A 23,270-nucleotide genomic window follows, 5' to 3' on the forward strand; every position below is an offset into this window, starting at 1 on the left:
ACATACACTAATATTATGAAGAAATATTTAATCGCTTGTTTGTTGCTTCTGGGATTCTCCATGAACATATTGGCGCAAGAAACCATTGAAGTGACAGGTACAGTAGTCGATAATAACAAAGAGCCTCTGATTGGTGTTAGCATTTCAATCAAAGATTCTCCGGGTTTGGGAACGGTTACCGATATTGACGGAAAATACAATATCAAGGTAAAAACCTATCAGCAATTGGTCTTTTCGTATGTAGGTTTCGAAAAACAGGAAGTGGTAGTCAAAGATCGTATTATAAATATTACCCTGACCGAAGCTGAAAGCAGTAAGTTAACCGAAGTGGTGATAACAGGTACCGGAGTACAGCAGAAACTGACCGTAACCGGAGCTATTACCAATGTCGATGCTGAAACCTTAAAAACGAATCCTACAGGTAATATAGCAAATTCCCTGGCCGGAAATGTGCCGGGTATTATCGCCATGCAGACCTCGGGAAAGCCCGGTAGTACTGCTGAATTCTGGATACGCGGGATGTCTACTTTCGGGGCAAACTCTTCGGCTCTTGTTCTGGTCGACGGATTCGAACGCGACCTGAATGAAATCAATGTAGAAGATGTGGAATCATTCTCTGTACTGAAAGATGCATCGGCCACTGCTATCTATGGGTCGAAAGGGGCAAACGGTGTAATTCTGGTAAATACCAAACGTGGTAAATCAGGTAAGATAAATATAAATGCGAAGGTGGAAACCATGTATAGTCAACTGACAAAAGTACCGGATTTTGTAGATGGGGTACAGTACGCAACAATGGTAAATGAAGCCCGTACCACCCGTAATCAGAGTGTGATGTACCAACCTGACGAAATAGAACTTATGCGTATGGGACTTGACCCTGACTTGTATCCGAATGTAGACTGGATAGATCAATTGCTGAAAGACGGAGCCATGACCTACCGCGCGTCATTGAACATGAGCGGGGGAGGAAATACGGCGCGATATTATGTATCGGGGAGCTATATCGACCAGGGAGGTATGTATAAAGTAGATGATACCTTGAAAGATTACGATACCAATGCCAACTATAAGAAATGGAACTACAGGATGAATACCGATATCGATATCACGAAGACAACTATACTGAAAGTAGGCGTATCAGGTTCCTTAGAGAAATACAACGATGCAGGACTGGGCAGCGACGATATATGGAATTCACTTATGGGATATAACCCTGTGTCTACTCCGGTCCTTTACTCGAACGGATATGTGCCGACTTTCGGCACAGGCGATCGCACGAACCCATGGGTAATGGCTACTATGACTGGTTATCGGGAAAACTGGAAAAACAACATACAGACAAATCTGAGCCTCGAACAAGATCTGGCTTTCATTACTCAAGGAATGCGCTTTTCTGCGAAATTGGGATACGATACTCAAAACTCGAGTAGAATAGACCGTAAAAAATGGCCTGAACAGTGGAAAGCCGAACGTTTCCGCAACAACGGGGAGATTATATACAACCGCGTATCTACAGCAAGCGAGCTGTATCAGGAATCTTCTTCAACCGGGAAACGCAACGAGTTTCTCGAGGCCAATCTATACTACGATCGTGGATTTGGAGATCACAATGTGGGTGCAACAGCAAGATATAGCCAGGGATCAAAGATACAGACTGTAAACATTTCGTCTGAGATTAAAAACGGGATTGCGCTCCGCAACCAAAGTCTGGCCGGACGCCTCACTTACCGGTACAAATATCGTTATTTCCTCGAATTCAACTTCGGATATACCGGTTCGGAAAACTTTTCTGAAGGGCACCGGTTCGGGTTCTTCCCAGCTTATTCGGGAGGATGGAATATTGCAGAAGAATCTTTTGTGAAAAATAATGTGAAATGGCTTGATATGTTTAAGATTCGCTATTCTTACGGAAAAGTAGGTAATGACGGGCTTATATATTCAAGCAGCGATGACAGATATAATGATACAAGTGATCATGCTTACCGTTTTCCGTTTTTGTACACGATTGGTAGTGCAAGCGGATATGAATACGCCGATGTAAACGGAGGGTTAAATACATATAGCGGTAAAACAATCACTTATGTGGCTTCACCATATATCACATGGGAGATCACTACTAAGAAAGACCTCGGGATCGACATATCTCTATTCAACGATAAATTTTCCCTTACAGCCGACTATTTTGATGACCGTGTGGAAGGAATCTTTATGATGCGTCGTTATCTTCCATCTATGTTGGGGTTGGGCACCAATCCTTATGCAAACGTAGGGAAAACCAGAAACCGGGGGTTTGATGGAAATTTCAAATTCCAACATAAAATAGGAAAAGTAGACCTTACGGTACGCGGTAATATAACCTATGCCAAAAATGAAGTATTAGAAAAAGATGAGGAAAACAGCTACTACAGCTACCTGATGGAAAAAGGCTATATGATGAATCAGGCCAAGGGGTTGATTTCTTTGGGCTTATTCAAAGATTATGAAGATATCCGCAACAGCCCTGTTCAGAACTTCGGCTCAGACGTAATGCCCGGCGATATCAAATACAAGGATGTGAACGGAGACGGGGTAATAGACAGTAACGATGTCGTAGCTATCGGAGCCACAACAGTGCCTAACCTTATCTATGGAGCTGGATTCTCGGCGCAATGGAATGGCTTCGATGCCAGTGTACTCTTCCAGGGAGCTGGAAAATCTTCATTCTTTATCAATGGTTCTAATGTGTATATGTTCAGGTCGACTACAGGATGGGGTAATATATTCACTGAAATGGCAAACTCCAACCGCTGGATTTCTGCCGATATTTCAGGCGATCCGTCTACCGAAAACCCTAACGCCGAATACCCTCGCCTGAGTTACGGAGGAAACGCCAATAACTACCAGGCATCTACATATTGGTTGCGTAATGGAGCATACCTGCGCCTGAAAACGGTAGAAGTAGGCTATACTGTTCCGAAACAGCTGACCAATAAGATCAGGATGAATAACGTAAGAATATTTTTTATAGGTACCAACCTGCTCACATTCTCTAGTTTCAAAATGTGGGATCCTGAAATGGGAAGCTCTGATGGTATAAAATATCCATTATCTAAAACCCTTACATTAGGTTTAACCATTAACATGTAAAATAATTATGAAGAAAATATATTATATAATATCAATGGCAATAGGGACTGTGATCTCATTCGGATCCTGTTCTGACTATCTGGACTCCGATTACCTGTTCCAGGATCGCCTGACGGTTGAAGATGTGTTTAAAAACGAGGATTATTCAAGGGAATGGCTTGCCAATACATATTATTACCTCGGACATGGATACCTCTCTGATGTATGTAGCAAAGAATGGATTCCATTTAATTTTGCCGATGATATGTATTTCGGAGACCGTACAGATGCCTATAAGATGTGGAAGAATGGTGAGTACTCAGAAGAAGGTACCTTAGGTACATCGAGTGATTCTGGTAGCAATATAAGCAATGTAACCAGTAATGTATGGACTGATGCATACAAGGGAATCAGACAGGCTTCTATTTTTATACAGAATATATACATGAATGAGGAAATGTCGTTGCAAGAAATAGCAACTACGAAAGCTGAAGCACGCTTTCTCAGAGCTTATTTTTATTGGCATCTGCTCCGCCTGTTTGGTCCGGTTCCTATTTTGCCGGAGGAAGGTATCGATTATACATTGGAATACGACGAAGTAGCCATGCCCCGTAATACATACGAAGAATGTGCCGATTTCATAGCCAGTGAATTGGTGTTGGCAGCTAAAGACCTGCCTTTGAAACAGGATCAGTTAGGCTCAGCCCGTCCTTCCCGCGGAGCGGCATTGGCCCTGCGTGCCAAGGTATTATTGTTTGCTGCCAGTCCATTAGCAAACGGAAAAGCAGGAAGCCTTGTTTCGGAATTGGTTGATGACCAGGGACGCCAATTATTATCGGGCACATACGATGAATCGAAATGGGCCAGAGCAGCTGCGGCAGCTCGTGATGTGATGGAAATGGGCGTATATGATTTGTATACTGCCGGGGTAAGAACTGATAGCGTTTCGGGTTACCCTCCTACAATCACACCTCCTGTCACTTCAGAAAATCAGGAGTTTGCTAATAAGAACTGGCCGAATGGCTGGAAAGATATCGATCCGGTCGAATCATACCGTACTATATTCAATGGTTCAATTTCGCTTTATGGTAATATCGAACTTATTTTTACACGAGGTCAGAATGTCGATCTGGGTATGGACCGTATGGTGATACATCAGTTACCGGTACAGGGTTCAGGTAATAATACGCACGGGCTGACAATGAAGCAATGCGATGCTTATTATATGAGTGATGGTACTGATGTTCCGGGCAAGGACAGGGAAATTGGCCGTGGAGACGGGAGTGCGCGTCTAACAGGATATGTAGGTAGTGATGCAGCCAGCCTTGAGCAATATAAGCCATTGAGAGCAAATGTTTCCTTGCAATTTGCCAACCGTGAGCCACGTTTCTACGCATCGGTAGCTTACAACGGAGCATGGTGGTACTTGCTGAACGAAACTCTGGAAAGTAAGAGAAACCAACAGGTATTTTATTACCGCGGTGCTGCCAGCGGATATTCCAATGGTACAGCATGGTTACGTACTGGTATTGGTATCATGAAATATATACATCCTGAAGATACATATCTGAACCAGACTACCGGCAACATTATACCTAAAACAGAACCGGCTATACGATATGCAGAAATGTTGCTTACTTACGCCGAAGCGTTGAATGAATTGACCGGTAACCATAGCGTAGCGTCGTGGGATGGAAGCAAAACCTACACCCTTAGCCGCAATGTGGACGAAATGAAAAAAGGTATCCACCCGGTACGCATCAGAGCCGGATTACCTGATTATACAGCAGCCGTATATAGTAGCCAGGATGATCTTCGCGCCAAGCTAAAACGCGAACGTCAGGTCGAGTTCATGGGAGAAGGACATCGCTATTTCGACTTGCGCCGCTGGATGGATGCTCAGGTAGAAGAGTCGTTGCCTATTTACGGATACAATGTATATGCTACGGTTGAACAGAGAGATATATTCCATACGCCGATAGTAGTGACTTCATTACCGACTACATTCTCCAAAAAAATGTGGTTCTGGCCTCTCAGCCAAACAGAATTAAAAAGAAATAAACGCCTGACCCAGAATCCGGGTTGGACTTATGGTGACTAATCCAGATATTCAACGATATGAAAAAGATAAACGCTATATTATCAATTCTGACAGCACTCGTATTGTGCGTGTCTTGTAACAGCGATTGGGAAGATGAACAGTTCACGCATCTGGTCTCTTTCAAGGCTCCTATCAACTCGCAAGGGGTAACCTCTATCTATTTACGCTACAAGGATGATGGAAAGGTAACTTACCAGCTTCCGTTGGTTGTCAGCGGAACAACAACGAATGACAACAATATGACCGTACGTGTAGCAATAGACCCTGATACATTGGTCGATTTGAATGAAGCACGGTTTAGTACCCGTACCGAATTGTATTATCAAGAGTTGACCTCGGAATACTTTTCAATACCTGAAACAGCAAGTATTACGGCCGGGCAAAATACAGGATTGTTGCCAATTTCATTTTCCCTGACTAATTTGGATCTGGTGCATAAGTGGGTTTTGCCCCTTACTATACTGGAGTCACAAGATGGCAGTTATCAGGTGAATGAGCGGAAAGACTACCGGAAAGCTTTACTGCGTATCGTTCCATTCAACGATTATTCGGGAAGTTACAGTTCTACTACATTTATGACATATTTCAAAGGAAGTACGACCGGAGGTATTTCAATTGACACGAAGGTCGCTTATGTCGTAGACTCGAAAACGATATTCTTCTATGCCGGACTAGTTGATGAAGACAGGACAGATCGTGAGTATTATAAGATATTTGTCAGGTTTAATGATGATGATGGTCAAACATTGACAATATATACTGATAATCCTGCAATCAATCTGAATGTGATAGGTACACCTGTATATTCGATTAGCGAAGAAATGGATGCAACTTTGCCTTATCTGAAAAACAGGAATATTATACTCGATATAGAATATGAATATACTGATTATACGACGGTTACAGGACTTTCTATCGATTATTATGTAGTAGGTTCACTTGCATTACAACGGAAAATCAATATCCAGATACCTGATGAAGATCAGGCCATAGTATGGGATTAAGTAAGTAGTTATATAATAAATATTTGTAAATAAGGGTATTGCCATTCATGGTGGCAGTATCCTTATTTAAACTAAATTTCCTCGTAGATATTAATCTTTATTTGCGATGGATAATATACCTGATACCTATGATGAAGAAAACATTCATTATATGCCTATTGGCAATAGGACTTCCACTCGGGGCTCAAATTCCCGATAAGGTTAAAACAACATTTCAAACTTCACGGGAATGGAGGCCTACGATCGACAACAGGGCTGATGCCGTGATGATATATGGCGTGGGCGGAAACCCCTCCGATAAATCGAAAAGAATTCCTTTCGAAGAACGTGTGAAATCCTGGCGCGACAGAGGATATATAACCCATTTCATGACTGGTATAGCATGGGGGGAATATCAGGATTATTTTACGGGTGAATGGGATGGCAAATGGCATCTCGATGAAGGGCAGGTTACACAAGCAGGCGATACATTGTGGCACGGCCGCCTTGTACCCTATCTGGTACCTTCGAAAAACTTTCTGAATTATCTAAAAGAAAAACATATAAAGCGTGTTATAGATGCCGGAATTGGCGCTATCTTTATGGAAGAACCCGAATTCTGGGCTCGTGCCGGATATAGCGACGCTTTCAAAAAAGAATGGCAGGAATATTATGGTTTTCCCTGGCGTGCACAACACGAAAGTCCAGAAAATACATGGCTTGCCAATAAATTGAAATACGAACTTTATTACCGGGCACTTGATGATGTTTTCACCTATGCTAAAGAATATGGAAAATCTAAAGGAATGGATGTAAAATGTTATGTACCTACTCACTCCCTTGTCAACTATTCTCAATGGCAAATAGTCAGTCCGGAAGCCAGTCTTGCATCTTTGCCTTGTGTAGACGGATACATTGCTCAGGTATGGACAGGTACATCGCGTGAGCCAAACTATTATAACGGAATAAAAAAAGAACGTGTATTTGAAACAGCTTTCCTCGAATACGGAAGTATGGAGTCGATGACAGCTCCCACAGGCCGTAAAATGTTCTTTCTTACCGATCCGATTGAGGATTGGCCTCGTGATTGGGAAGATTACCGGCGTAATTATCAGGCTACATTTACAGCTCAGTTGCTTTATCCCAATATGGCTAACTATGAGATAATGCCCTGGCCTGAACGGATATACGAAGGATTATACAGCGTGTCGAAAGGTAGCAAGGAGAAAGCCCGTATTCCAAAGGATTACTCTACCCAGATGCAGGTAATGATTAATACCCTCAACGACATGCCTGTCTCAAACAATAAGGTCAGTGGCTCAGCCGGAATAAGTGTCCTGATGGGTAATTCACTTATGTTTCAGCGTTTTCCTACCCACGACGGTTATGATGACCCGCAGCTTGCCAATTTCTATGGATTGGTTTTGCCCTTTCTTAAAAAGGGAATACCTGTAAATATTGCTCATATAGAGAATCTGGAATATACCGGAACACTGAAAGATACGAAGATATTATTGATGACCTATTCCAATATGAAGCCATTAGGCAAAAATGCTCATGATCACTTGGCTAAATGGATTAAAGAAGGTGGACTTTTAATATACAATGGGAGAGACAACGATCCTTTTCAGACAGTAAGAGAATGGTGGAATCTGGATGGTATGGATTATCCTACAGCATCGGCTCACCTGTTCGAAAAACTGGGACTTGGAGCTTCTCCTGCAGAAGGGAAATATAAAGTGGGAAAAGGGACTGTGCATATTATCCGTCAAGATCCGAAGGAATATGTCCTGAGTGCAGGGGGAGATGCCAAACTGATTGAAGTTACAAAAAAACTGTATGAGAATGTGGCTAAAGCTGGTACACTTCATTTCAAGAATAATTTTCACCTTACACGGGGTAATTATGAATTGATATCAGTAGTGGATGAAAGCGTGAGTGATGGGATATTCACTATAAAAGGGTTGTTTATTGACTTATTCGATCCTTTATTGCCAATCCTTACCGAAAAGACAGTACAACCCGGTAATCAGTCTATGTTGTTTAATATTAAAAGTGTAAAAGATAAAAAAAATCCTCAGGTACTGGCTACAGCTGCTAGGATAAGTGAAGAGAAACGAGCAAAAAACTTGTATTCGTTTATTGCAAAAAGTCCTGTGGAAACTACTAATATCATGCGGATTTTATTGCCAAATCGCCCTCAAAAATGTATTATAACCAACCCTGATGGCAGCCTGTTGGCTACTGCTACATGGGAATGGGACAAAAACAGCAATACAACATTAATTAAATTTGAAAATAATCCGGACGGAATTTCAGTTGAGATCATTTATTAAGTACTTATAATGAAAAGATTTATACCTTGTTTTATTTTGGTCATATTTGTATTTTTATCGTGTAATTCTTCTAAAACAGGAAAGACAGTGATAACATATACCAATGCGGATGCTACTCTTGCTATTGACGCTTTTCACGAAACCTTTTTCGATAAATCGAAAGGAATATATGCCGGTAAATCGGATAAAAGAGGTGTAGCCGCCATCTGGACTCAGGCAATATACTGGGATATGGCCGTGAATGCTTACAAACGAACAAAGAGCACCAAGCATAAACAAATGGTAGATGATATATATGCAGGAAATAAATCGCATTATGCGACTTTCGATTGGGACAATGGAAAAGTATGGTTCATTTATGATGATATTATGTGGTGGATTATCTCCCTTGCCCGGGGATATGAAGAATTTGGAAACAAGGAATATCTCGATTATGCTGAATCCGGATTTAAAAGAGTATGGGAAGGTTCTCCTGTTGTGAAAGATCCGGGTTCGTACGATCCTAAAAATGGAGGTATGTTTTGGCGGTGGATAGAAAATGATCCGTCGCGCCGTTCTGCTAATGACGGGAAGATGGCTTGTATAAACTATCCTACGGTTATTGCCGCGATGGCATTATACAATGCTACAGAAAAGGGAGATTATCTGAACAAGGCTAAAGAAATCTATAAATGGTCATCAGCCAATTTGTTCGATCAAGAAACAGGGTTAGTCGCAGATTCAAAGCATGGGAATAGCACTCCTCATTGGAAAGCACAGTTATATAATCAGGGAACCTGCATAGGTGCTGCTATGATGTTGTATAAGGAAACAGGTGAACAACGTTACCTGGATGATGCTGTACTCGCTGCTGATTATGTGAAAAACACAATGTGTACTGCAGAGGGAATGCTTCCGTTCAAAACAGGGGTAGAACAGGGAATATATGGTGCTATATTTGCACAGTATATTATTCTCCTTATCGAGGATGGTAACAAGCCTGAATATGCCGATTGGATGCAGGCTAATATCGATGCAGCCTGGAGCAGGAGAGATGTGGTTAGAAATATTACATACAAGGATGTATCCGTATTCTGCCCAACAGGTGCTGTTGAGGTATATGACGCCAGTACATGTCCCGCATTGATGCAAGTGATCAGGCCTGTTCGATGATTTATATGAAATTAACTATCTTATTATAAACCATTAATTTAAAAAGATGAAACTTAAAAACATTTTTGCCTTGGCATTATCTGGGATTACTCTTATAGGGTGTGCCCAACAAGCTAAAGTTTATCAGCCAACGACAAAGATAGACCTGCGGCCTCCGGCTTATCCGCTCATAATGGTTGATCCTTATACCAGCGGCTGGTCTTTCAGCGATAATTTATATGATGGACCTATTCATCACTGGACAGGGGAAAGTCAGCATCTGATTGGCGTAATACAAGTGGATGGAAAAAATTATCGTTTTATGGGAGAGGAAAAGGTGCCTATGCGGATGATTGTCCCAACATTCGAAAAGGAACAATGGGCTGCCCGTTATACTACGGATGAACCTAAAGGTGAATGGACTAATGAGGAATATAACGATGCTTCGTGGAAAGAAGGAAAAGGTTCTTTCGGCTCTCCTGGCCGGTTAAAAGCTATTACAAGCTGGAGAACTCCGGATATCTGGGTTCGCCGCGAAGTAAATATTGATGCTGAGATGATAGACCGCGATCTTTTCATCGAATATTCACACGATGATGGACTGGAGCTTTATATCAATGGTCATCAGGTAGTAAATACCGGGAACTCGGCGCGGGCAGGCGTGATGTACCGGATATCCGATGATGATAAGAAGTTTTTGAAACCGGGAAAAAACGTTATTGCGGCTCATTGTCACGATGGTGGTGGCGAAAGTTTTCTTGATTTTGGTATTTGGATGCGTAAAGATAATGAACAGAAATTTGCTCAAACAGCTCAGCAAAAAAGTGTAGACGTGCTACCTACACGTACATTCTATACTTTTGATGCTGGAGGAGTGCAATTGGATCTTATATTTACTACCCCTTTGTTGATGGATAATCTCGACCTGATGTCACGTCCTGTGAGCTATATGACATATCAGGTTAAATCTATTGATGGAGCTAACCATGATGTTTCCGTATATTTTGAAGGAAGTCCGCAATGGGCACAGGATAAGATCCATCAGCCAGTAGTAAGTGAACTTGTAGACAATGGTAGTCTGCATCTGTTGAAATCGGGAACCAAATCGCAGGATATATTAGGTAAAAGCGGTGATAATGTTCGCATCGATTGGGGATATGTTTACTTTGCCGCGCCTAAACAAAATAATGTGACTTCGGCCATTGGTGTTTCAACAGCTGTACAGGAACAATTTGTGAAAAACGGGGCTCTGAGCAATACATATGAACCAAGTGTTAGCGGCGATCTCACCGAAAGTATGGAAGCCTTGTCTATAGCTCATAAACTGGGTACAGTTGGTGCGGATTATTCCACAGGATATATGATGCTGGCTTATGACGACCTTTATTCGATCCAGTATTTCGGAGAAAACCTGCGACCTTACTGGAACCGTAGTGGAAACCTAACTATTCTGGATCAGATACAGGCTGCCGTGAGTGAATATTCATATATAATGGCTAAATGTGCTGATTTCGACGCACAACTGATGAAAGAAGCGACAGCGTCGGGCGGTAAAGAGTATGCCGAGCTGTGTGCTTTAGCTTACCGTCAGGCCATTTCTGCCCACAAACTGGTAGAGGCTCCTAATAAAGATCTGTTGTGGTTATCGAAAGAGAACAATAGTAACGGATCGATAGGGACGGTGGATATAACTTATCCTTCAGCTCCATTATTCCTGTATTATAATCCTGAACTGGCGAAAGGTTTAATGAATCATATCTTCTTCTATAGTGAGAGTGGCAAATGGACAAAACCGTTTCCTGCACACGATGTCGGTACTTATCCATTGGCTAACGGACAAACTTACGGCGGTGATATGCCGGTAGAGGAAGGTGGAAATATGCTTGCCATTACTGCTGCCATTGCTGCCGTAGAAGGTAATGCTAAATATGCGGAAAAACACTGGGAGATACTTACCATATGGACTGACTATCTGGTGGAAAAAGGACTTGATCCGGAGAATCAGTTGTGTACGGATGATTTTGCCGGACATTTTGCCCACAATGTAAACCTTTCGGTTAAAGCGATTATGGGTATTGCATCTTATGGTTATCTGGCCGATATGCTAGGTAAAAAAGATGTTGCAGAAAAGTATACGAATAAGGCGAAAGAGATGGCTCAGGAATGGATGAAAATGGCTGATGATGGAGATCACTATCGCCTCACATTCGACAAACCGGGAACATGGAGTCAAAAGTATAATATGGTGTGGGATAAATTGCTAAAATACAATGTTTTCCCTGAATCAGTAATTCAAACAGAAATAGCTTATTATCTGACTAAGCAGAATATATACGGGCTTCCGTTGGATAGCCGTCGCGAATATACAAAGTCTGACTGGATTATATGGACTGCGACTTTGGCTGATGATAACGTGACATTTAATAAGTTCATTTCTCCGTTATACAAGTTCTATAACGAGACAACAGATCGTATACCAATGTCTGACTGGATATGGACGGACAAGCCTCAGCATCGCGGCTTCCGGGCCCGTTCGGTAGTTGGCGGATATTATATCAAAATGCTGGCTGATAAACTGAATAATAAATAAAAACTATTTATATTCTATGAAACGGTAAGCTTGGTTATTCGCTGTTGCTATTTAAAAGCTTTGGCATATTGGTTAATCCAGGAAAAAACTTTAGTTGAAAATATATAACTAAAGTTTCTTCCTGGATTATTTATTATCCTGTACGTATAGGGATGGATATAAAATACAAATGATAAATAAGTATATTTAAATATATCGCAGGCTACTACCTCAAAAGATCGGCAAAAGGTTTGTCATATTCTTCTCCCATTGTTTTTTTATACTCTGTAGTAAAAAGATAATACCTGCGTTTAGCCTCATCTTTCAGATCAAGCCTGGATAAAGATTTAATTAAATATTGCAAAGAAGTCCCATCCAGGGGATCAATATTGAAGAAGCTTTCGCAAAGAGAAACTGTTGCAGTATAATTTCCCGATGTATAGGCTTTCTCCATATAGTAATACATTGTAGATTCTATTTTACTCTCAATATATCCCTTGAATGGATCGAGTATAGGAGAGTCTTCAGATTCTAAAAATTTGCCTCTCGATATGATTGATATGAATTTATCCATATGTTCTTCAGGATTATTTCCTGAAACGATATTCAAACAATCAAGGTAATCGCAATAGCACTCATCAGAGAACGTTATTTTATACGATCTTTTATCGTGTACAAGATTCGTACCATCCAGATCGCCGAGTATTTTTCTTAAATTGTTTAATGTCACCCCTCTTGAGTTTTTAGACATCTCATAAGACTTGTTAGGCCATAGTATCTTGCTAAAGTCCTGAGAGGTTATTCCTTTGTCCAGGCTATGATAAAGAATGAGGAAGAAGGCCTGCCGTAACTTTGAACTAAGCATGTAATTTATCTCCCGGTTGTGTTTGTCAATCAAGGAAAATTCACCAAACAGGTAAATTGAATTAGGTTCTGTTCTCTTCGTCTGAACATTGGCTGTTGTATCGTGTTCTGGTATATTTTTTCGTTGTAGTACAGCATTGATATCTTGTCCATGCTTTCTTTTTTTCTTATGCATAAAAACTGAAGACAGTAATATTATTAATCCGATGATAAGAATCATTATCCAGACTTTACTGCTTTTTTCCTTCTCACTATAAAATGTCAGTTCTTCCTCTGTTACGGGAGGAAAAGAAATAGAATATACTTTCGCTGTAGAGGCTCTATCATCACGCTCAAACTCTTGAACTATGGATAATAGCTCGTTTGATTGCATATTATAATATATGTTGGCATTTGTGGTAATCTTTTCTGATAAAATTGGTATAGAGTCACCAAGTATTTTATATGCCCCGTCTGCGGTTGAGAATCTGTATAATTTGAGGAACGAATGGGATACATGTTCAGGGTAACATAATATATAGAACTGATCTTTATTAGGGAAAAACATATTTCTCACAGGAACTGCGTTTTCTTTGTTCCACGGGATCTCCCATATCTTTTCTATTTTTCCGATGTTTGTATCTATTTTATATAATTCATAATAATATACACGGCCTACAGTCTGGTCTCCGGCTTTATTACCCATCCCTCCAAAGAGATAAAGGCATTTGTCGGCTTCGTTATATCCCATTGAAGTAAAATAACGCGGAGTGATTGTATCTCCTCCAAACTCCAGTTTTTCCCAATGATTTAGATGCAGGTTAAATGAATAAAAATTGTTGAAATATGATGTTCTCCCAAATCCTCCAAAAATTATATAACGACCGTTTTCTGCGTCCATGTAATTACTGTGGTGATGTAATTGCATAGGTAAAACCTCGGAAGAAACAGTTGTCCATTCATAATTATGCAGGTCCAGATAAGCTATTGTAATGTTACCGGAAACAGGGTCTGCTACCTCATAAATATATAATCTATTGTTTTTCTGATCCATAAAATTTGTTCCCAGACGCATTTCCATCGGACATCTATTATGGTATTTATGGGCTCTTCTCCTGTTTGTACGTACATTATAAACAGTTATGGAATCTTCATTGAAATAATAAATATCCTGGGTGGTGGGATTGAAATTGGAGCCGGCTACTCTCCTGGAAGAGAATGATGGTCCTAACTTCCAGTGATAAGCGTCGTTGATAAGCCATACTGGGTTTGTTACATGTCCTGTAATCTTCCTGTTAGAATCGTGAACCGATTCACCTTCACTTTCGTTTAAAGGGAAAAAATAAGTTTTATCGTTATCTCTGACAATCAGATTGCGCAGTTTAAAATCCGGTACATCAATGACATGTTCACTCCGTCCAAAGTAGATGTGAGGATTCCACGTATTTTGGGATTGTTTCAGACTTATCGAAACTTCTTTTTCGTTTATACGTAGTTTTACGGAGTCTTTTATCATATCAAATTCGGCATATGCCTTAATCCATTGATTGCCTTTCAGTATGTCTTTTTTTAATGATATGGATATTAGATTATCCCGGCCTTCGTGGTTCAGTTTGAAAGTTGATATATCCCCCTCTTCATTGTATGAAATATTATATACAGAACCGGCCTCGTCATCCTTTATGCGTACGATACTACCTCTGGATCGTGCCGGAATAATTTCAAAATCTAAAATCAGAATGTTGTTGAATGTAGGCGAAATCTTCTCAAATACATTATAGGACGATCTTTCATCAATAAGGGCATCATTCCCTTTAATATGTAATCCTTGAGGAAAAGAAGGTGAAGCATATATCAGGAATAAAAGAAGTACAGCAATTGTCCGAAAACTCATATGGCTAAGCTTATTCATTAATTTCAGGCTTTACACAAAGATAAACAACTAGAACTTATTAATGAAATTTCAGAAGCAAAATATCTAAAATCAGAAAAAGCCGCCCTATCTTTACTTTATGGAAGGTGGTATGATATATTATTTTCTTTTTGAGAAGATATACAGTTTCTAAAAAGAAAATACGTTATGTCTGAGGTTAATGTAATGAAAGTCTCAATAACCCTTTTTTAATCCTTAGATAACCATAAAAATAAGATTAACGTTTTATATTTGTCAGCATAGTTTTCATATATTACAGAAATCGTGCATTTTTGCAAATGGAAGCTTTTCGAAATAATTGCATTATTATTTAACACTTAATATCTGATATTTTTATGAAAAAAAAGAATTATACACTGTATGGCGCTATAGTCACTGCTTTTCTGCTGACAGGAAACCTGCATGCATCCGAATGGACGCTTCCGGTGGATAATACAAATGTTGTAAGCCGTATTAGTACAGATTATGCTTATACGACAAACCGTCCGTCTAAAAAAGACAGATTATTTTCATCTACAGCAGTAGAAAATGAAATAGTCAGGATTAAGAAACTTCTTACCAACAAGAAATTGGCATGGATGTTCGAAAACTGTTTTCCAAACACCCTTGATACCACAGTCAGGTTTTCCAAAGTAAATGGTAAGCCCGATACAAGTGTCTACACAGGAGACATCCATGCTATGTGGTTGCGCGATTCGGGCGCGCAGGTGTGGCCTTATGTGCAGTTTGCCAATGAAGATCCTGCTTTGCAAGAGATGCTGGCAGGTACTATCCTGCGTCAGTTTAGCAGTATTAATCTAGATCGTTATGCTAATGCATTCTATACCGATACCAATGAAACAGGTCACTGGAAGTCTGACATCACCGATATGAAGCCCGGAGTACATGAGCGCAAATGGGAGATAGATTCTCAATGTTACCCTATCCGCCTGGCTTATCAGTATTGGAAGACAACAGGCGATACAAGCGTTTTTCAGGAAGAGTGGCTGAATGCGATTGTAAATATACTGAAGACACTCAAAGAACAACAACGAAAGGATGGTGTGGGTCCATACAAATTCCAACGGAAAACAGAAAGAGCCCTCGATACGCTCAATAATGACGGATTGGGCGCTCCTATAAACCCTGTAGGATTGATCGTATCTTCTTTCCGTCCATCGGATGATGCCACAACACTTCAGTTCCTTATCCCTTCAAACTTTTTTGCAGTAACATCATTACGTAAGGCTGCCGAAATATTGACAGCGGTAAATAAAAATGCGATATTGTCTGAGGAATGTACAGAACTGGCCCAAGAAGTAGAAACTGCTTTGAAGAAATATGCGACATATAATCATCCTAAATATGGGACGATTTATGCATTCGAAGTAGATGGTTTTGGCAATCATCTGCTGATGGATGACGCTAATGTTCCAAGCCTTCTGGCCATGCCTTATCTTGGCGATGTGGATGTTAATGACCCTGTTTATCAAAATACAAGAAGGTTTGTGTGGAGTGAAGATAATCCTTATTTCTTCAGGGGTAAAGCCGGGGAAGGTATCGGTGGACCACATATCGGTTATGATATGGTGTGGCCGATGAGCATAATGATGAAAGCTTTTACCAGTCGGGATGACGAAGAGATCAAATGGTGTATAAAACTACTAATGGATACCGATGCAGGGACAGGTTTCATGCACGAATCTTTTCATAAAGATGACCCTGCTAACTTTACCCGTGCCTGGTTCGCTTGGCAAAATACTTTATTTGGGGAACTTATTCTTAAATTGGTGAATGAGGGTAAAGTTGATTTGTTGAACAGCATAGAAAATAAGTAATATCAATCAACATCCTCTTTTCAGGGGAGCTTTATTTCCGTTTTGAAATATATATCATGAAACAACCTCGATTATTTATTTTTATTCTATCCATGTTTCTGTTTACGGGAGTAGACATACATTCCCAAATAAATATAAACATCCTGTATAAATTAGTCAGCCCCTCGGGTTTAGTTCTCGATAATATGGATAATCCGGCTGATAATGCACCTTTGTTTTTGGCTAAAGACCGTAAGAAAAATGAAGGGCAGGCATGGAAGTTAACAAAACTTGATAATGGTTATTATCTTATATCCAATCCTTTTATTAATAAATCGGTAGATAATGCCAATAAAGCATCGGGGAACGGAAATCAGCTTATTCAATGGAGTACCGATGCCGGAAATACAAACCAGCACTGGAAACTGACTGTTACAGGAACCGGGGCGTATACTATTACCCAGCGAAACAGTGGTATGAACCTTGCATTTACAGGTGAAGATGCAGAAGGGACAAATGTTTACCAGTTGCCCGGTGTTTCCGGTTTATGGAGATTGGTTCCTGCTAAAATGGAAGCACCAAAAGAAGGAGAGAAAAGGAAGAGCAAAAATGATTGGGAAAATGAAGAAATATTTGCTGTCAATAAAGAGTCCGGGCATGCTACATATTATATTTTCCCTTCAGTAGAGAGCCTGAAAGCAGATAAAACATTCGACAAGCCGTGGGAAGAACCGTCTTCTCCGCTAATGTTATCATTGAATGGCAACTGGAAATTTAATTGGGTGAAACAACCTTCCGAACGCCCGAAAGATTTCTATAAGCCGGGCTATAATGTTTCGGCATGGAAAGAGATACCTGTGCCCTCTAATTGGGAAATGCACGGGTATGGAACACCTATTTATACCAACTTTACTTATCCTTTCAAGAACAACCCTCCGTTTATACAAGCTCAACGGGGGTATACCAACGAAATAGAAGTCAACCCGGTAGGGTCATATCGCCGGAATTTTAATGTGCCACAGGATTGGGACGCGAAAGAGATCTTCCTTCATTTCGATGGTGTATATAGTGGTATGTATGTGTGGGTAAACGGGAAGAAAGTCGGATATAGTCAGGGCGCGAACAATGTAGCCGAATTTAATATTACCGATTACGTGAAAGCGGGCAATAATGTGATCGCTGTGGAGGTTTATCGCTGGACAGACGGTAGTTATATCGAAGATCAGGATATGTTTCGCTTGAGCGGGATTCATCGTCCGGTGTATGTGTATGCGACACCCAAGGTGCATGTGAGAGATTATTTCCTTAAATCTGAATTTACAGGAGATGACTATTCCAAAGCTTCTTTCATTGTAGAGACCGATGTGAAAAATTATGGCAAGAAAAAATCTCCGGTAACTACAGTCGACGTTTCACTGTTAGATGCCGGAGGAAAAGAAGTTGTTCGTTTTGTACAAAATATGAAAGAACTGAAATCGAAAGAGAATATGGTCGGCAGCATGAAGGCTGTTATAAACAATCCTTCGCTATGGTCTGCCGAACAGCCTTATCTCTACACTGCTGTAATCTCACTGAAAGATCAGAATGGTAATGTAATAGAGGCTATGTCCTCTAAATTCGGGTTTCGTAAGATTGAGATTAAGAACAAACGGGTATATATAAACAATAAGCAGGTCTTCTTTAAAGGAGCAAACAGGCATGATATCCATCCTCAGTTCGGAAAAGCTGTTCCTACGGAATCTATGCGTCAGGATATACTGCTGATGAAACAGCACAACCTGAATACGATACGCACCAGTCACTACCCTAACGATCCGCGCATGTATGCCATGTTCGACTATTACGGGTTGTATGTAATGGATGAAGCAGACCTGGAGAATCATGGTAACTATTCGATAGGGGATAATCCAAGCTGGCTTCCGGCATTTAAGGATCGGGTAGAAAGAATGATCCACAGGGATAAGAACCATCCGTCTGTTATTTTCTGGTCGATGGGTAATGAGGGAGGCAACGGGAAAAACTATGATGCGGTGTGCAAATTTGCCCGTGAACTTGATCCTTCGCGCCTCGTGCATTATGAAGGGCGAAATGAATCTGCCGATATCGATTCGCAGATGTACCCGTCGATGGAAAGTATGGCGTCGTTTGATCAACGGGATTCGGATAAGCCTTACTTCATCTGTGAATACGCTCATTCTATGGGAAATGCTACAGGTAATCTGGCCGAATACTGGGATTATATAGAAAATAAGTCGCAGAGGTTAATCGGTGGTTGCATTTGGGATTGGGTCGATCAGGGTATAAATATGTACGGAAAACCTGCCGATCAGTATTATCTGGGCGGGGACTTTGGCGATAAACCGAATGACTTCGATTTCGTTTGTAACGGGTTAACTACACCCGATAGAAGAATTACAGCGAAGTTGCTGGAGGTAAAGAAAATTTATCAGTATATCAAGTTATATCCCTTAGCCATAGGCAGTGGAAAAATAGGTGTGGAGAATAAATATGATTTTATAAACCTCGAAGAGTTTAATATATCATGGGAAGTATTGAAAGATGGAGTGATATCCGAGTCGGGAACACTTGCTCCTGTATTTCTCGATCCGGATGATAAAACGGTGTTGACAATTCCTTTTAACAGGAATCTGGAAGCAGGGAAGGAATATCATCTTAATGTATATTTCTCGTTAAAGGGAGATCGGAATTGGGCTAAAGTGGGACATATAGTGGCTTCGGAACAATTTGCCCTTACAAGGCGGTCATTACTGACTCCGGTCGATAATGCCGGACTAACAGAAATAGAAGTGACCGAGAAAGGCAATACCCTGTCTTTACAAGGTTCTGATTTTAAAACAGTATTCGATACCCAAACAGGAAAAATGATTTCCTTGCAATTCGATAACAATGAAATGCTCCATGAGCAAAAAGGGTTTGATCTGAACTGGTACAGAAGTATCAATAATGATAAGTATGCTGATCAAAAATACTATCCGGTGAAAAACAGTGAAATACTATTCACATGGAAAAAGTCGGAAGACGGAAAGTCGGTAATAGTATTGACATCGGCTACTGCTACGATACAAAAAGATAAGCTTGTGGAAATTCCATATCAGGTAAAATACCGGATTTATGCCAATGGTGTCATAGATGTAGACGCGAACTTTTCTTCTCCTGCCGATCCGGCAGTTCACCGGCTGGGATTACAGGTTGTTCTTTCTCCCGAAATGGAAAATGTCAGATATTATGGGCGTGGGCCTCATGAGAATTATTCAGACAGAAAACATTCGGCATTCTTTGGCTTATATAATACAACTGTTACTGGAATGGAACAGGAACATTATGTAAGAACGCAGAGCATGGGAAACAGGGAAGATATAAGGTTTATTGAAATATCGGATGGAAATAACGCTGGTTTGAGAATAGAATCTAAAGACCGTTTAAGTTTCAGTGCGTTACATTTTACAGATGAGGTATTGTGGAAAGCTGTAAACCATTTTAAATTAGACGATATCCGCCGGGCTGAAGTGTATTTGAATCTGGATTGTATTCAGGAAGGGGTAGGCAATGCTAGTTGCGGCCCTGTTACATTACCCGAGTATCAGGTGCCCAAGGCTCAGAGTGTAAGTTACTCGTTCAGAATTAGTAAATTGAAACACTAGATGGTAATTGCATTTTTCTTTGGAAACTTTATCAATGAAGAAAACAATGAGCGAATGTGGCAATATGCCAATGTGAAAATGAAAGAGATGAAAAATAAAGAGGATAAAACATGTAAGAAACAACGTTCATCGGAACGTAGAGTAGCTAATTGGCTCCGCTTTGCTCTGCCGAACGTTGTTTGTCAGGTTTTGTTACTTGTTATGCCGGAGCGAAGCGAAGCATCTGACAACGAAGATCCTTCGTTCCTCGGGATGACAGAAGAAAATAAAAAATGAAATATGTGTCAACTTTGTCAAGTTTTAACAATTTTAATAAAAAGCTGATAGCAAAAAAATGTGTCGGGCAACAAAACAAGAACTAATGAAAATCCTTATCTTATTATTTTGCGGAGTATTGTCTCTGGGTGTATTAAATGCTCAGCAGCAACCACCGGTCGATTATGTAAATCCTTTGGTGGGTACGCAGTCGAAAAGAGAATTATCTACCGGTAACACTTATCCGGCAATTGCCCGTCCGTGGGGAATGAATTTCTGGACACCCCAGACGGGAAAAATGGGTAATGGCTGGACTTATACTTATGATGCGGACAAGATCAGAGGTTTTAAGCAAACCCATCAGCCTAGTCCCTGGATGAACGACTACGGACAATTTTCCATTATGCCCATAACAGGAAAGACGGTGATTGGTGAAGATGAACGGGCCAGCTGGTTTTCTCATAAATCGGAAATTGCAAAGCCCTATTATTATTCTGTTTATCTGGCCGACCATGATATTACAACAGAAATAACGCCGACATCACGTGCAGCTATGTTCCGCTTTACATTTTCGGAAAGCGATAGTTCTTATGTTGTAGTAGATGCATTCGATAAAGGTTCATATGTAAAGATTATTCCTGAGGAGAATAAAATAATAGGCTATACTACAAAAAATAGCGGAGGTGTTCCTCAAAATTTTAAAAACTACTTTGTAATAAAGTTTGATAAGCCGTTCACATTTGCAGCTTCTTTCGCAGGGAATGATATTAAAGAAGGCCAATTGGAGATGAAAGACAATCATGCCGGGGCAGTAATCGGCTTCCCGACTAAAAGACGGGAACAAGTACAAGCCTGTGTTGCCTCCTCTTTTATTAGTTTCGAACAAGCCGAACTCAATCTCAGGGAACTTGCCGATAATAGCTTTGAAGAGATAAAACAGCAGGGTAGGGACGAATGGAATGATATATTAGGCAGGATTGTAGTTGAGGATGATAATATCGACAACCTGCGTACATTCTATTCTTGCCTTTACCGTTCGGTACTTTTCCCACGCAGTTTTTATGAATACAACGCCAGAGGAGAAGTTGTACACTACAGCCCATTCAACGGGAAGGTGTTACCCGGCTATATGTTTGCCGATACAGGTTTCTGGGATACATTCCGCAGTTTATTCCCTTTTTTGAATTTGGTTTATCCTTCGATGAACGAAAAAATGCAGGAATGGCTGGTTAATTCATATGAGGAAAGCGGTTTTTTACCCGAGTGGTCGAGTCCGGGGCATCGTGATTGCATGATAGGAAATAACTCGGCTTCGGTTGTGGCCGATGCATATATCAAAGGTTTAAGAGGTTATGATACCGAAAGCCTGTGGAACGCAATGATGAATGCAACCACACAACATCTGAAAGGTTCGGCTTCGGGGCGTGTAGGGCACGAATATTACAACCGTATCGGATATATACCCAGTAATGTGAACATCAGGCAAAATGTGGCTCGCACATTGGAATATGCATATAACGATTGGACAATCTACCAATTTGGAAAAGCAATAGGAAAACCTGAGGCAGAGCTGGATGTGTTTAAGCAGAGGGCTATGAATTATAAAAATGTTTTCGACCCGGAACATAAACTCATGGTGGGACGGGATGATAAAGGACGTTTTAATCCCAACTTCGAGCCGGAAGACTGGAGCCGGGATTTTACTGAAGGCAACAGCTGGCACTGGAGTTTTTGTGTTTTCCACGACCCTCAGGGGCTTATCGACCTGATGGGAGGGAAGCATGAGTTCAATACAATGATGGATTCGGTATTTATTATTCCTAGCTACAAAGGAATGACCAGCCGTTCGATAATACACGAAATGCGGGAGATGCAGGTGATGGATATGGGACAATACGCGCATGGCAACCAGCCTATCCAGCACATGGTTTATCTCTACAATTATTCGGGGCAAGCCTGGAAAGCCCAATATTGGGTGCGCGAAATTATGGATAAGCTTTATAATCCCAATGCTGATGGCTATTGCGGTGATGAAGATAATGGACAAACCTCTGCCTGGTATGTGTTTTCGGCGATGGGGTTCTATCCGGTTTGTCCGGGTACAGATGAATATGTGTTGGGATCACCTTTATTCAGGAAGGTGATAGTGAAACTTGAAAATGGTAACCAGATAGAAATAACAGCTGATAACAAAAATAGTACCCGTTATGTGGATTCTGTGACAGTAGCCGGCAAACTGTATGAGAAAAATTATCTCACACATGGCATGCTGATGTCGGGTGCAAAAATAAATTATAAGATGTCTCCCGAACCGAATACCATACGGGGAACAAAACCGGAAAGCTTTCCATATTCGTTCTCAAATGAAAATAAGTAAAGAAAAATTTATCAATAATAAGTGATTTTTGATCTCAAAAGCCTTAAAAAGAGGTTAGAAACTGTGGTCTGATCATATTTTACTTTTTATTGAATAGTTTTTACCAGTATTATTTAGTAAATAAACCGATTTTTGTATCGGTGAAGAATTGGGGATTTAACCTAAATAAATCCATG

The 23,270-nt window shown here is 40.6% G+C and carries 11 protein-coding genes; 10 read left to right on the forward strand and 1 reads right to left on the reverse strand.

Annotated elements, in window-relative coordinates; all coding sequences use genetic code 11:
* Positions 1-15: 15 nt before the first annotated feature.
* The 6 genes from GGR21_RS06685 to GGR21_RS06710 all read left to right on the forward strand — a co-directional run bounded on the left by GGR21_RS06685 (position 16) and on the right by GGR21_RS06710 (position 12,249).
* A complete protein-coding gene (locus GGR21_RS06685; RefSeq protein ID WP_183306426.1) occupies positions 16-3,129 on the forward strand; it encodes a SusC/RagA family TonB-linked outer membrane protein in 3,114 nt (1,037 codons plus the stop codon).
* Between the two features lie 7 nt (positions 3,130-3,136).
* Positions 3,137-5,209, forward strand: a complete 2,073-nt coding sequence (locus GGR21_RS06690; protein ID WP_183306427.1) for a RagB/SusD family nutrient uptake outer membrane protein — start codon at positions 3,137-3,139, stop codon at positions 5,207-5,209.
* Between the two features lie 17 nt (positions 5,210-5,226).
* A complete protein-coding gene (locus GGR21_RS06695; protein ID WP_183306428.1) occupies positions 5,227-6,213 on the forward strand; it encodes a DUF4973 domain-containing protein in 987 nt (328 codons plus the stop codon).
* A gap of 128 nt (positions 6,214-6,341) precedes the next feature.
* Entirely contained in the window at positions 6,342-8,528 is a 2,187-nt protein-coding gene (locus GGR21_RS06700) for a hypothetical protein (RefSeq protein WP_183306429.1), read from the forward strand.
* Between the two features lie 9 nt (positions 8,529-8,537).
* Positions 8,538-9,680: a glycoside hydrolase family 76 protein gene (locus GGR21_RS06705; protein WP_183306430.1), complete on the forward strand. Its 1,143-nt coding sequence runs from the start codon at positions 8,538-8,540 to the stop codon at positions 9,678-9,680.
* Between the two features lie 46 nt (positions 9,681-9,726).
* The gene (locus tag GGR21_RS06710; protein ID WP_183306431.1) at positions 9,727-12,249 is read left to right on the forward strand and encodes a glutaminase family protein; all 2,523 of its coding nucleotides are present in this window, start codon (positions 9,727-9,729) and stop codon (positions 12,247-12,249) included.
* 205 nt (positions 12,250-12,454) lie between these two features.
* On the opposite strand, the gene GGR21_RS06715 is transcribed toward GGR21_RS06710, so the two are convergent.
* Positions 12,455-14,983: a Kelch repeat-containing protein gene (locus GGR21_RS06715; protein WP_183306432.1), complete on the reverse strand. Its 2,529-nt coding sequence runs from the start codon at positions 14,981-14,983 to the stop codon at positions 12,455-12,457.
* A 356-nt stretch (positions 14,984-15,339) separates the two neighbouring features.
* Here GGR21_RS06715 and GGR21_RS06720 point away from each other — a divergent pair, with 356 nt between their 5' ends.
* From GGR21_RS06720 to GGR21_RS06735, 4 genes are all read left to right on the forward strand, one after another.
* Entirely contained in the window at positions 15,340-16,821 is a 1,482-nt protein-coding gene (locus GGR21_RS06720) for a glycoside hydrolase family 125 protein (RefSeq protein ID WP_183306433.1), read from the forward strand.
* Positions 16,822-16,877: 56 nt separating this feature from the next.
* Entirely contained in the window at positions 16,878-20,462 is a 3,585-nt protein-coding gene (locus GGR21_RS06725) for a glycoside hydrolase family 2 TIM barrel-domain containing protein (RefSeq protein WP_183306434.1), read from the forward strand.
* A complete protein-coding gene (locus GGR21_RS06730; RefSeq protein WP_183306435.1) occupies positions 20,463-20,738 on the forward strand; it encodes a hypothetical protein in 276 nt (91 codons plus the stop codon).
* 85 nt (positions 20,739-20,823) lie between these two features.
* Positions 20,824-23,094 carry a GH92 family glycosyl hydrolase gene (locus GGR21_RS06735; protein WP_183306436.1) on the forward strand — a complete coding sequence of 757 codons (2,271 nt, stop codon included), beginning with the start codon at positions 20,824-20,826 and terminating at the stop codon, positions 23,092-23,094.
* Positions 23,095-23,270: the final 176 nt, after the last annotated feature.

The organism is Dysgonomonas hofstadii, assembly GCF_014196915.1.
Lineage (GTDB): Bacteria > Bacteroidota > Bacteroidia > Bacteroidales > Dysgonomonadaceae > Dysgonomonas > Dysgonomonas hofstadii.